This is a genomic window from Levilactobacillus senmaizukei DSM 21775 = NBRC 103853, from assembly GCF_001592085.1.
GTDB lineage: Bacteria > Bacillota > Bacilli > Lactobacillales > Lactobacillaceae > Levilactobacillus > Levilactobacillus senmaizukei.
In genome coordinates this window covers 56415-68821 of record NZ_BCWD01000003.1, presented here as the reverse complement: position 1 = coordinate 68821, position 12407 = coordinate 56415, and the positions used below count along the sequence as shown (strand labels likewise).

Below are 12407 nucleotides of genomic sequence, written 5' to 3'. Positions count from 1 at the left end.
TACCACGTGTCACGTCGTCAGTTGGTCGGCTAAATTGGCAACCGTCTTATCGCCAAAGCCCGGTACTTGGGCCAGATCCTTTACCGACTGAAAGGACCCATGATCGTTACGATAGGCAACAATCTTCTCGGCCTTTTTCTCACCCACCCCCGTGAGTTGCTGCAGTTCGGCCACCGTTGCTGAATTCAGATTAACCACAGTTGCCGCGCTTTCGCTAGTACTGGTTGCGCCAGTCATTTGCGTGGCCGTCGGTGGAACCTTTTCCCCTTTTAATGGAAGATACAGCTGTTGCTGATCGGTGAGCCGAGCCGCCAAATTCACCTGTCGTCGATCGGCTCGATTGACCAGTCCTCCGGCCGCCTTTAACGCATCTGCTACCCGCATTTCATTGGTAAACTGGTACAGACCCGGATGGTGCACCGCCCCCTGCACATCGACAAAAATTCGGGTCGGATGACTAACCACACTGCCGGATCGTGTCGAATTCTCCATTAGAGATGAGCGGCTATGAGACACTTGCGACGTAACCGCCGTACTCACTAACGGTTGCGGGCCAGCCGCTGGGGCCTTCAATGGCGCAAGTAATCCCCATCCCATGATCACGATGATTAATCCACCAGCTAGACCAAGCCCCAGTTGCCACACCCGCGGCAATTGTATCCACCAGTCACTAATTCGTTGCATGTTCTCGCCTCCCTTATCGACTAACTCCGTTAAACCGTGCCGATTATTTGACTACAACAAAAAAAGATTGCCATCGCTGGCAATCCAATTATTTTTCCAAATAGTTTACGGCGTCTTTAAAATTCTTGACCGGAACAACCTTCATATTTGGTGCGTACTTTTTTGCTGTTGACTTGGCTAATTGATAATTAGTCTGATGATGTTCCTCATACTTCAGCAGGAGCTTGGTTGGCTTCACGTATGGCGCAAAAAACACCGTTGCACCAGCCCGCTTGGCAGCAATAATCTTCTTGTCAATGCCGCCAATTTCGCCGACATCGCCATTGCTATCAACCGTTCCGGTACCAGCAATCTTTCGACCCTGACGCAGATTTTTTCCAGTCACCTGAGTATAAATCTGTAGGCTAAACATCAAGCCACCAGAAGGACCACCAATATTACCTGGATTGACGGTTACCTTCGGCTTAGCGGTAACCTTAACGTTATCGGTCAAGGTAATCCCAATGCCGGCTTTCTTGGTGCCTGGCAACGTCATCAGCTTGGCCGTCGCCTCCCGTGTTTTGCCGGCATGTTGATAGGTCACGGTTGCCCGCTGGCCAACCTCCTGCTTCTGAATGTAGTGTTGATACCCAACCATCGAGTTAAAGTGTCGACCATTCACCTTGGTCACCGTGTCACCCACCTTGAGTGATTTGACAAACGGCGAATTTTTGGCCACGTTAAGCACGTAAATCCCTAAGTACTGGCGACTAACCGTCTTATCAGCCGCCTTATATGCCGTATAAATTGATTCGTTAATAGCACTCTGCATGTAGAAGTTCTGGACCCGGTCATAGGTGGCATTACTTTCCCCACCGGTCACCGTATCGGCACTCTCAACGCTGAAAGTGGGATTAAACTTGGCATACAGATAGGAGGCTGGACGGGCCTGCGCCAAGGCAACGGAAGTGATCATAAACTTCCCACTCCGTTTATCAGCATGTCCAGGCATACTGACAAACGACTTCAAGTCGTCCGCCCCACCTGGTCCCTCAATGTACTTAGGCAGTGGCCAAAAGAAAAATGCCAATACGGCCCCTACTAGCGCCACCGTTACTAAAATCTGGCGGCCGGCCCGATGCCATAATCGTTTAATCACGTGTCCGCCCACTTTCTAATCGGTCCACCAACGCCGCGGCAACGACTGGCGGGACTAAGTTTGATAGATCCCCACCAAACCGTGCCACTTCCTTTAACAAACTAGACGAGACAAACTGATATTGACTGTCCGCTAGAAGGCAGACCGTCTCAATCTCCGGGGCCAAGGAACGATTCATCCCGGCAATCCCCTGCTCATATTCAAAGTCGGTGCCGTTACGCAGTCCCCGAACCAGGGCCGTGGCCTGCTTCTGCCGCATGAAACTCACCGTTAGTCCGGATTCAATCTGAACCTTGACGTTTGGCAAATCCTGCACGTTTGCTTCGATAAATGCTACCCGTTCAGTTGGCGTAAAGACGCTGGCCTTGCTGGTATTCTGACCAACCGCTACAATCAGCTGATCAAACAGGCGACTAGCCCGGCGAATCAGATCAAGGTGGCCATTGGTTAAGGGATCAAAGCTTCCTGGAAAAACAGCGATGGTCATTGCACGTCACTTCCCAATTTATAAATAGTGATTTCGGTAATTCCATAGTCTCGCCGTTCAACCAATTCAAAGGCCGGAATTTCATCCGGCAATTGAGCCTGTTGATCGGTCTCACAAATAATCCGAGCACCAGTATTTAATAACCCCAATTCATGAAGCCGGGTCATTTCGGCCATAATCTTTTGTTGCGCATACGGTGGATCGAAGAAAACCAAGTCAAACTGATCGCCGCGATCTGCTAATTCGGGGATGGCCCGATTGGCGTCGCGTTTCAGGATCTCAAACTTCTCCGGTGCCTTGGTCACGGCCACGTTATCCTTAATCGTTTTGATCGCAGCGTACTGCCGGTCAATCAAAACCGCCTCGTCAATCCCCCGCGAAACGGCTTCAATGCTTAAACCACCGGAACCAGCAAATAGGTCTAGGCTGCGACCACCGTCGAAGTACGGTCCAATCATATTGAACAAGGCTTCCTTAACCTTATCGGTTGTTGGCCGCGTGGCCATTCCTGGCACAGCCTTTAGCCGCCGGCCACCATATTCTCCTGCAACAATTCTCATTCTTCCTCATCCTTTAAATCTGGGGTTTTTAAGTCTTCCGCAACACCATTGAACGTTTCTCTGATGTCGGGACGGTTTGAAGCCACCACCCGCTTAACAAAACGCAGATGACTCAGTTGATCCGTCAATGCCGAGATATCGTCACGATTGACGTAGAGCACCACGTAACGCATCTTCTTCGAGACATACATCACAGTCCCATAACGCTTTAGCTGACGGGTTTGTTTCAAGCTGTAGGTGTAAACAATTAAGCTTTGTCGGTCTTGCATTTCAAATGCCATTGGTCCACCTCCTAATGGGTCAATCGATAACGTTTCTGCCGGGTTCCAATATTCAGGACAACCCCCATAACTAGCGCAAGCGTCCAGGTACTGGACCCCCCATAACTAATAAATGGAAAGGTTACCCCGGTAATCGGTAACATCCCGAGGACGCCACCTAAATTAAACAACGTTTGGACGGTCAGATACGTTGCCGTACCATAACAAATTAATGATTGATAAGCTGAATTACTCCGGATACCAATTAACACTGTCCGAATAATAATCAGGAATAGCAGGGCAATGATGCCAAGCGCCGTGATCAATCCCAGCTCCTCGGCCAAAATGGCCATGATGAAGTCGGTATTGGGTTCTGGTAGGTACCCGGTCTTTTGGATACTATTCCCCCAGCCAACCCCGAAGACCCCCCCATTACTAAGCGCATAATAGGAGTTAACCAATTGCTGGCCAACCGATTGGGAATGCTCAAACGGATTGATAAACGCCACAATCCGTTGGAGTTGATAATTATTCTTGGCAAAGCCCATTTCAGAAACTTTGACGACGATTGGAAAAAGAATCCCCACCACCGACAAGAAGGCCCCGCCGAAAACCAACATGGCACCTTTCCAGTTAAAACCACTGGCCAGAACCATAACGAAAATAATGCTGGCATTAATTGTGGCTCCACCAAGGTCCGGTTGGAGTAAGATCAGTCCCACAATTCCAAGGCAGATGATCAACGGCCAGCGCATCGTCGCCCACCAACCTTCAAGCTGAATCTCATCCTGACGATTAGCAATGACGTTAGCTAGCCAAATAATCACGTAGAACTTTACAAACTCAGCGGGTTGGATGCTAATGGGCCCCAAGTGGAACCACCCAGCAGCCCCGTTAATGGTCTGTCCCATGACTAACAACAGCGCCAAGGAACCCAGAGCCGCGTAGCCTGCGTACTTCAATACGTTTTTATTACGTAACTTATTAATGTTCATCATCGTCATGAAACTCAAAATGCACAGCCCCATGATGACGTAAATGGTTTGCTTGATTAGGTAACTCAGCGGGCTTCCCCCGTTTTGACTGCCAATATCCGCACTGGCCGAGTACACCATCACAATTCCGAAGATACTCAACACCAGGTACGGGACCAATAACCAATAGTCTAGATATTTTAACTTTCGCATACGATTAGTTCGCTCCAAATCTACCGTTCTCCACGGTAATCGAATGTTTATATTATAGCATAGCTCCGCGACCATTTTTGCATAAAAAAACCGGTAACACCCGTGGTTACCCACGTTTGTTACCGGTAAAGTTTTAATTAAAGTTAGGCTTACTTACGAGCAGCGGTCCGGCGCTTCTTAGCGGTCTTTTCACGTTCACCCGTGTTCAGGATAGTCTTCCGTAAACGAACATGTTCTGGAGTGATTTCACAGTATTCATCTTCGTTAATGAATTCAAGTGATTCTTCCAGTGACATCTTCAGTGGTGACTTAACCTTAGCAATATCTTCAGACCCAGCGGCCCGGACGTTGGTTTGGTTACGACCACGCGTGATGTTAACGGAGATATCGTTGTCTCGGCTGTTTTGGCCGACGATCATTCCTTCGTAAACTTCCGTCCCAGCATCGGTAAAGATTAATCCACGGTCTTGAACAGCCATGATGGCGTACGTGGTAACCTTACCGGAATTGATGGAAACCAAAGTCCCGTTGTGACGACCTGGGTTCCAGTTCTTGATAACTGGCAGGTACTTGGAGAAGGTATGGTTCATGATCCCGTAACCACGAGTCAAGGACAGGAATTCAGTTGAGTAACCGATCAACCCTCGAGAAGGCGCCAAGAATGTCAAACGCGTTTGACCATTCCCAACGGCTTCCATGTTCTTCATTTCACCCTTACGTTGAGAAAGCGTGTCGATGATTGAACCGGTATATTCGTCTGGCGTATCAATTTGAACAGATTCAAATGGTTCGCAACGAACGTTATCAATCGTTCTGTAGATAACTTCTGGACGAGAAGCTTGTAATTCGTAACCCTCACGCCGCATCGTTTCAATCAAGATAGACAAGTGAAGTTCACCACGACCGGAAACGATCCAGGCACCAGGATTGTCGGTATCGTCAACCCGTAAAGAAACGTCGGTATGAAGTTCACGCTTCAAACGTTCTTCGATTTGACGAGATGTCACAAACTTACCTTCTCGACCAGCAAATGGTGAGTCGTTAGTCCGGAAAGTCATCTGCAAGGTTGGTTCGTCAATCCGCAGAACTGGGAGTGGTTCCAGATGATCAGGAGCAACCACCGTTTCACCAACGTTGATTTCTTCCATCCCAGAAACGGCAATCAAGTCACCGGCTTGAGCTTCGTTGATTTCCAAACGCTTCAACCCGAAGAAACCAAATAACTTGGTAACCCGGAAGTTTTGCTTAGAACCGTCAAGCTTCATAACCGTAACACTGTCACCGACCTTGATCTTCCCACGGAAGATCCGACCAATCCCAATCCGACCAACGAAGTCGTTGTAATCCAACATAGCAACTTGGAACTGTAATGGTTCGTCGCTGTTATCGATTGGTGCTGGGATGTGCTTAATAATAGTGTCAAAAATTGGCTTCATAGTGTGTTCTTGTGAAGAAATTTCTGGTTCGTAACTAGAGGTCCCGTTCATAGCTGAAGCATAAACAACTGGGAAGTCTAATTGGTCTTCGTCAGCACCCAACTCGATGAAGAGGTCTAAGACTTCATCAACGACTTCGGATGGACGAGCGCCTTCACGGTCAACCTTGTTAATAACCACGATTGGGGTTAAGTGTTGATCGAGGGCTTTCTTCAGAACGAAACGAGTTTGTGGCATCGTTCCTTCGTAGGCGTCAACGACAAGCAAAACGCCGTCAACCATGCGCATGATCCGTTCCACTTCACCACCAAAGTCGGCGTGTCCTGGGGTATCCAAGATGTTAACTTGTTTGTCGCCATAACGGACGGCAGTGTTCTTGGACAGGATCGTAATACCCCGTTCCTTTTCGATAGCATTAGTATCCATGGCACGGTCTTCAATAGACGCGTGTTCGTCTAATGTATCGGACTGTTTGAGCATTTCGTTAACCAAGGTGGTCTTACCGTGGTCAACGTGGGCAATGATGGCAATGTTGCGGATATCATCTCTGATTTTCAAGTGTATTTCTTCCTTTCGTGCTTGGTGAATTAGATGGAATCACGGCATGCTTACTGAGTAAGTACGCTTAGTGTAGCGTCTATAACTGGTAAAGTCCATCCATACCAGCCGGCCGCATAAAAAAACTGTGACAGTGTCACAGTGAGACGTCATCTTCTTCAATTTGGAGAATATCACGTTGCGCCTTTTCCGTCGCTACTAGTACAAGGTTAGATGATAACATATTGAGCGGTTGCCCGTCAATAGTTGTTACTTGACACCCTAACGCCTCAAGCAGGACCTTCCCGGCGGCAATATCCCAGGGTTTTAGATAAGAAATATAACCCAGGGTCTTACCCAACATGATATTAATTAATTCGATGCCTGCACTACCGTAGACTCGCATCCCCGCACTAGCATGCACGATGGCCTGCATATGACTAATGTCATGGACCACCAGCGGCCCACTAGCGCCAATTAAACCATCGGCCAAGGCGATATTGGCTGGGGCTTTCAAACGGCGTTCACCGGCAAATACGCCCCCCAGTGCTGGCCCACCGTGATACAGCACATCTTGCATGACATCATAGATGTAGCCCAACTGGCCGACGCCATCCTGGTAAATGCCAATCATCATGGCAAAATTATCGCGTTGTTTCACAAAGTTCATCGTGCCATCAATTGGGTCAACGATCCAGACACGGCCATCCAAATCTTGCAAAGTGTCGCCAAAGCCCTCTTCACCTAAGACTCGCGCCGCCGGGTCAATCTGATGAATTTGCTCAATCAGAAATTGTTCATTAGACTTATCGACATTGGTCACCAAGTCTTTCCGATTTGTCTTTTCGTCAACGGTCAGCGGAGACTGCATCTTTGCCAATACCTGTTCTCTTGCCGTCTTCAAGAGAGCTGTCACCTGTTCATTCAGTTGCTGCCAGTCTTGTGCCATTAGTTGTGCTCCTTCATTTTAATCTGACCGTCGCCTTGCCGTGCCGCCTTAACCGTTCGGTAAATGCTATAACCGGAAGCCGTTTCAAAATCACGGTCAAGTTGTTTTTCTTCAAACTTTTGGGGAACAACCTTCTGAAATCCCCGATAAGCAGTAACCAACTCGTCAGCCGCCACACCGTGAGCATCCTCATAGGCTGCCTCAACTAATTGATAAAGGTTGGTTACAGCGACAATATCTGCCGTTGACCAATCTGGAAATAATGGATATTCATAGTTTGAACTCGTTGTCATGCCTTACTTTCCCTCCGTCTGTTGGCCTTCGATCGCCGTGATCGTTGTTTTTAATTCCGTAATGCCCGCTGCATAGTCTTGTTGTTCGTCTTCCGACAACACCAAGTTTGTTAACCTATGAACGCCCGTGGCATTTACCAAAATAGGGGTTGCTGCCGCATAGGTCGCTTCACCGGGCTGAATATTTGTCACCGTCTCAATCACCGGCTGATCGGCCAGGATGACCTCGAGGAGATGAATCAGGCCTAAAAGACGTAAGGTCTCCAACTGCTCGGTTGCTTCACGACGCAGCCAATTGCCAACCTTGCTGAGGTCATCCCCACTGAATTTGGCATCCTCATTGGCCAAATACATGAGAATTGGCGTTGGGCCCACATAGGTCCGACTCCAAGCCACCGTGGGATTCGCTGCACTTCCGACCACCGTCGCTCGGATGGCTGCAGCGCCTAGCCCCAGCTGATCGGCTAATCGATGTGCCAACAACCGCGTCAGTGGATACGTTCCCAAGCCCCAAATCTGTTCCGTAGGTAACCCGGAAAAGTGACTGGCAAAGCTGGTCAACACATCGTCCTCTCGCCCTGCAAAGACTAATTGTCCCTTAAACCCGTTTTCAACCATATGGTTCAACAGCCGGCGAAGTTCGGCGACCCGTTCCACCTGTGGTGTGTCCGCTTCGGCCCGATCCAAAAGGACGACCCAGTGTGCCTGGCCATAATCGGCGGCAGTACCGACCCTTAAAGCCAAGTGAGCACAAACGGTACTAGCAACTACTAGTGACTGATAACGCGGTGTATCGTCCAGGGTATTAGGCATGACCACACAGTCCACCGGCAAATCTGCCACCAATAAGAGTTGAATCAATTGACTGGCTTGTTCTAAGTTACCTTGAATAATTAACGTCGGTTTCATGGTGGCCCCCCCTTTCTGCGTAAAATACTGACATAAACTTATTATAAGTGAACCGTACGGGATAGCAAGCTGGAACGCTCACTCTACTCAAAAAGGAGTCACTCCGCAGAGTGACTCCTTAAGCCTATTCGTACGGGTCCAGTCACTTTAAATGTGAGTTGGGAAGCCCATTGCGATGTCAGCCGTTTCTTGAATTGGTTCGTTTAATGTTGGGTGTGGGTGAATAGTCAACGCAACGTCTTCAACGTTTAAGCCATCGTTGACAATGATTGAGAGTTCACCAGCCATGGTGCTAGCTTCAGGACCGACGGCTTCGGCACCCACGATATTCTTGTTGTCGTCATCCGTGTAGATGAACCGAACGAAGCCATCAGGTGAGTCCAGGGAAACCGCCCGAGCATTCCCAGCAAATGGGAACTTTGCTGTCTTAACCTTGATACCCTTGTCTTTAGCAGCGGCTTCGCTGTAACCAACAGTGGCAATTTCAGGGTCAGAGAAGCAAACTGCAGGAACACTGAGCCAGTCGTTGGCGGTCTTCTTGCCGGAAATGGCACCGGCGGCCGTCTTGCCTTCTGCAAAGGCCTTGTGAGCCAATGCAGCGCCAGGAACAACGTCCCCAACTGCCCAAATGTGTTCAGAATCGGTCCGACCTTGGTTATCAACCTTGATCAGCCCATGGTCATCCAATTTGACCTTGGTGTATTCCAAGCCCAAGTCATCGGTATTCGGCCGGCGTCCCACGGTTACCATGCAGTAATCTGCTTTAATCGTGGATTCCTTGCCATCAACGGCGTAAGTAACACTGACGCTGTTGTCATCTTGAGTGGAACCCTTAGCCATCGCGTTCGTGATGACATCGACACCCTTTTTCTTTAACTTCTTCAGGACAACGGCAACCATGTCCTTTTCAAAGTTAGGTAAGATCGAGCCGGTTCCTTCAATGATTGTGACGTGGGCACCTAAACTGGCGTAAGCACCAGCTAATTCAGTTCCAACGTACCCACCACCAATGACAACAAATTCCTTAGGGACTTCTGGCAAGCTCAGACCGCCGGTGGAATCAACCACCCGGCCCTCAAACTTGAACCCAGGGATTTCAATTGGGTGAGAACCAGAAGCGATAATGATGTTATTAAACTCAAAGGTTTGACCAGTATCGGTGGACATAAATTGCTTTTCACCGGTAGGCATGACCCGAAGTTGCGTGTCGCTAAGGAAGACGGCTTCACCATTGACGACGTCAACATGATGCTTCTTCATCAGCATCTTAACCCCACTCGTCATCCGGTCAACCACTTTGGTTTGCTTCCAATCTTGCGTCTTCTTGAAATCAATGACGGCAGAGGAAGTCGAAATCCCATAAGTGGATCCATCCTTGGCTTGTTCTAAACGGTGACCAGCTTGAATCAAGGCTTTGGAAGGTACACAGCCCACGTTCAAGCACACACCACCCAAGGTATCGGATTTTTCTACTAAAGTGACCTTTTGGCCTAATTCAGAAGCCCGAATTGCGGCAACATAGCCGCCGGGTCCGGCACCGACGATGACGGTGTCCTTTTTTTCAACATCTGCCATATTATTCCTACCCTTCCATTAACAGCATTTCTGGATCGTGGAGCAATGCCTTTAATTCGTTTAAGATATTTTGAGCCAAGGCCCCATCGATCAACCGGTGGTCGTAGCTCAGGGAAAGCTTCAGCATCCGACCAACAACGATGTCGCCATCATCGTTAACGTAAGGTGCCTTTTCAATCCGGCCAACACCTAAGATCGCCACTTCAGGTTGGTTGATAACTGGTGTGAACCAGCCACCACCAATGGAACCAACGTTACTGATGGTAATTGAGCCACCAGACATTGCGTCAGGCTTCAACTTGTTGTCGTAGGCTGCTTGGGTATTTTCGGTGATTTCCTTGGCAATTTCGAACATGCCCTTGGAATCGGCGTTCTTAATATTAGGAACGTAGAGACCATGTTCAGTATTCGTGGCAATCCCGATGTTGTAGTAATGCTTGGTAACAATTTCTTCAGTCGTGTCATCAATGGAAGCGTTCAGGTCTGGGAAGTCCTTCATAACGGCAACTAAGGCCTTAACGATGTACGGCAAGAACGTCAGATGAATGTCCCGGTCAGCAGCGGCTTGCTTGTACTTCTTCCGATTTGCCATCAAGGCTGATACTTCCACTTCATCGAATGACGTTACGTGAGGTGAAATATCCTTTGAAGTCCGCATGCTCTTGGCAATAATCTTCCGCATTGCTGACATTGGTTCACGAGTTTCGAGATCTGGACGGTCAGCCTTCCAAGGCTTGATAGCACTGCCACCAGCACTCTTAACGGTACCAGCATCACTTGCTGCGGCTGCAGGTGCAGCGGCTGGAGCAGCGGCACCGTTAAAGTTGTCAATGTCAGCCTTTAAGACTTGGCCATGGTTACCAGTTGGGGCAACCAATGTAATGTCAACGCCCTTGTCTCGTGCGTATTGACGGACGGATGGCATCGCCATCACTAATTTATTTGGATCAGAAGCAGCTGGAACACCCGCTGAGGCAGGTGCAGGTGCTGGCGCTGGGGCAGCAGCTGGTTCTGGCGCTGGGGCTGGTGCCGGAGTGGCATCTTCAGTGGGCGCAGCATCGGCGTCGCCGCCTTTAGCCAAATCAGGAGCAGCAGCTGAACCATCGTCAATCACAATCAATGGGTCACCAATTTCTACGGTGTCGCCTTCTTTAGCAACAATTTGTGAAATGGTACCAGCAACTGGTGATGGTAATTCCGAAACAGACTTATCGTTTTGAATTTCAACTAATGTGTCGTCTTCCTTAACCGTGTCTCCTTCTTTTACTAGCCATGAAGAAATTTCGCCTTCAGCCATTCCTTCACCAAGCTCTGGGAGTTTGAACGTATAAGCCATGGGAAAACTTCCTTTCTTTCATCTAATGCAGGGTGTCTCCCACATTGTTAATTTCGTTTTATTATTAAAAGATGTTTTAGTAGTTGAAGATCTCACGTGCCTTGGCTTCAATGTCATCGGCATTTGGAATCCAATCGTTTTCAGCTTGGGCAAATGGGTAAACGCTATCTGGTGCCGCAACCCGGCCGATTGGCGCATCCAGGGACATGATCTTGTCTTCAGCAATGTCGGAAGCTACCACGGCACCAACCCCGGCCATCCGTTGCGCTTCTTGAATGACAACGACCTTGTGAGTCTTGTCAATCGAAGCGTAAATGGTATCCGTGTCGATTGGTGACAAGGACCGCAAGTCAATAACTTCGGCAGAAATGTTGTCCTTTGCCAAAGCATCAGCGGCCGTTAAAGCTTCGTTAACTTCAGCACTGTAAGCAACCAACGTAATGTCAGTCCCTTCACGAACAACCTTAGCTGAGTCTAACGGTACCGTGTACTTTTCATCTGGAACTTCGTCCTTCATCGAACGGTACAGCTTCAAGTTTTCCATAAACAGAACTGGATCGTCACTTTCAACCGCTGAGATAACTAAGCCCTTAGCATCGTATGGGTTAGCAGGTGTGACTACCCGTAAACCTGGGGTGCTAACGAAATAATTTTCCAAGTTGTCGGCGTGCATCTCGGCGGTATGAGTCCCACCACCAAATGGTGTCCGCACAGTAACTGGGAAGTTCTTTTGGCCACCGAACCGGTAGTGATCACGGGCTAATTGGCCAACAATCCCATCCATCGCTTCGAACGTGAATCCCATGAATTGGATTTCTGGAATTGGCCGCCAACCGGTTAAGGATAACCCAATTGCCAACCCTAAGATTCCAGATTCAGCCAATGGCGTATCGAAGACCCGGTCTTCACCGTACTTGTCTTGTAAGCCAACCGTAGTCCGGAACACACCACCGTTTTTACCAACGTCTTCACCGAAGATCAGGGTCTTAGGGTCATCGCCTAGGACTTGATCTAGACCAGAAGTGATCGCTTTAATATACGTCATTTTAGCCATGA

The 12407-nt window shown here is 48.8% G+C and carries 13 protein-coding genes; all 13 read right to left on the bottom strand.

The features are described from left to right. Positions 1–9: 9 nt before the first annotated feature. On the bottom strand, positions 10–684 hold the full coding sequence (locus LSE01S_RS01765) for a ComEA family DNA-binding protein (protein ID WP_061775917.1): 675 nt from the start codon (positions 682–684) through the stop codon (positions 10–12). 88 nt (positions 685–772) lie between these two features. Further along, positions 773–1819 carry a SepM family pheromone-processing serine protease gene (locus LSE01S_RS01760; protein WP_061775986.1) on the bottom strand — a complete coding sequence of 349 codons (1047 nt, stop codon included), beginning with the start codon at positions 1817–1819 and terminating at the stop codon, positions 773–775. Then, entirely contained in the window at positions 1815–2309 is a 495-nt protein-coding gene (coaD, locus tag LSE01S_RS01755) for a pantetheine-phosphate adenylyltransferase (protein WP_061775916.1), read from the bottom strand. The genes LSE01S_RS01760 and coaD overlap by 5 nt, the downstream gene beginning before the upstream one ends. Next, entirely contained in the window at positions 2306–2869 is a 564-nt protein-coding gene (rsmD, locus tag LSE01S_RS01750; RefSeq protein WP_061775915.1) for a 16S rRNA (guanine(966)-N(2))-methyltransferase RsmD, read from the bottom strand. The genes coaD and rsmD overlap by 4 nt, the downstream gene beginning before the upstream one ends. Continuing rightward, positions 2866–3150 (bottom strand): YlbG family protein, encoded by a 285-nt coding sequence (locus LSE01S_RS01745; RefSeq protein WP_061775914.1) that lies wholly within the window; start codon positions 3148–3150, stop codon positions 2866–2868. Before LSE01S_RS01745 ends, rsmD begins: the two co-directional genes overlap by 4 nt. Positions 3151–3161: 11 nt before the next feature. Continuing rightward, a complete protein-coding gene (locus LSE01S_RS01740; RefSeq protein WP_061775913.1) occupies positions 3162–4316 on the bottom strand; it encodes an FtsW/RodA/SpoVE family cell cycle protein in 1155 nt (384 codons plus the stop codon). Positions 4317–4465: 149 nt separating this feature from the next. Further along, the gene (gene typA, locus LSE01S_RS01735; protein WP_061775912.1) at positions 4466–6310 is read right to left on the bottom strand and encodes a translational GTPase TypA; all 1845 of its coding nucleotides are present in this window, start codon (positions 6308–6310) and stop codon (positions 4466–4468) included. Between the two features lie 136 nt (positions 6311–6446). After that, positions 6447–7238 (bottom strand): inositol monophosphatase family protein, encoded by a 792-nt coding sequence (locus tag LSE01S_RS01730; RefSeq protein ID WP_061775911.1) that lies wholly within the window; start codon positions 7236–7238, stop codon positions 6447–6449. Next, the gene (locus LSE01S_RS01725; RefSeq protein WP_061775910.1) at positions 7238–7531 is read right to left on the bottom strand and encodes a UPF0223 family protein; all 294 of its coding nucleotides are present in this window, start codon (positions 7529–7531) and stop codon (positions 7238–7240) included. Before LSE01S_RS01725 ends, LSE01S_RS01730 begins: the two co-directional genes overlap by 1 nt. Before the next feature lie 3 nt (positions 7532–7534). After that, complete coding sequence (locus LSE01S_RS01720) at positions 7535–8440, bottom strand: Rossmann-fold NAD(P)-binding domain-containing protein (RefSeq protein WP_061775909.1); 906 nt, start codon at positions 8438–8440, stop codon at positions 7535–7537. 147 nt (positions 8441–8587) lie between these two features. Continuing rightward, positions 8588–10015 (bottom strand): dihydrolipoyl dehydrogenase, encoded by a 1428-nt coding sequence (gene lpdA, locus LSE01S_RS01715; RefSeq protein ID WP_061775908.1) that lies wholly within the window; start codon positions 10013–10015, stop codon positions 8588–8590. Between the two features lie 7 nt (positions 10016–10022). Then, positions 10023–11351 (bottom strand): 2-oxo acid dehydrogenase subunit E2, encoded by a 1329-nt coding sequence (locus LSE01S_RS01710; RefSeq protein ID WP_061775907.1) that lies wholly within the window; start codon positions 11349–11351, stop codon positions 10023–10025. A 76-nt stretch (positions 11352–11427) separates the two neighbouring features. Further along, entirely contained in the window at positions 11428–12405 is a 978-nt protein-coding gene (locus LSE01S_RS01705; protein ID WP_061775906.1) for an alpha-ketoacid dehydrogenase subunit beta, read from the bottom strand. Between the last annotated feature and the right edge of the window lie 2 nt (positions 12406–12407).

What these genes read in the sequence shown, in the direction of transcription:
- LSE01S_RS01765 (WP_061775917.1), bottom strand. Translation starts at nt 684, where the DNA reads ATGCAACGAATTAGTGACTGGTGGATACAATTGCCGCGGGTGTGGCAA.
- coaD (WP_061775916.1), bottom strand. Translation starts at nt 2,309, where the DNA reads ATGACCATCGCTGTTTTTCCAGGAAGCTTTGATCCCTTAACCAATGGC.
- rsmD (WP_061775915.1), bottom strand. Translation starts at nt 2,869, where the DNA reads ATGAGAATTGTTGCAGGAGAATATGGTGGCCGGCGGCTAAAGGCTGTG.
- LSE01S_RS01745 (WP_061775914.1), bottom strand. Translation starts at nt 3,150, where the DNA reads ATGGCATTTGAAATGCAAGACCGACAAAGCTTAATTGTTTACACCTAC.
- LSE01S_RS01740 (WP_061775913.1), bottom strand. Translation starts at nt 4,316, where the DNA reads ATGCGAAAGTTAAAATATCTAGACTATTGGTTATTGGTCCCGTACCTG.
- LSE01S_RS01730 (WP_061775911.1), bottom strand. Translation starts at nt 7,238, where the DNA reads ATGGCACAAGACTGGCAGCAACTGAATGAACAGGTGACAGCTCTCTTG.
- LSE01S_RS01725 (WP_061775910.1), bottom strand. Translation starts at nt 7,531, where the DNA reads ATGACAACGAGTTCAAACTATGAATATCCATTATTTCCAGATTGGTCA.
- LSE01S_RS01720 (WP_061775909.1), bottom strand. Translation starts at nt 8,440, where the DNA reads ATGAAACCGACGTTAATTATTCAAGGTAACTTAGAACAAGCCAGTCAA.
- lpdA (WP_061775908.1), bottom strand. Translation starts at nt 10,015, where the DNA reads ATGGCAGATGTTGAAAAAAAGGACACCGTCATCGTCGGTGCCGGACCC.
- LSE01S_RS01710 (WP_061775907.1), bottom strand. Translation starts at nt 11,351, where the DNA reads ATGGCTTATACGTTCAAACTCCCAGAGCTTGGTGAAGGAATGGCTGAA.
- LSE01S_RS01705 (WP_061775906.1), bottom strand. Translation starts at nt 12,405, where the DNA reads ATGGCTAAAATGACGTATATTAAAGCGATCACTTCTGGTCTAGATCAA.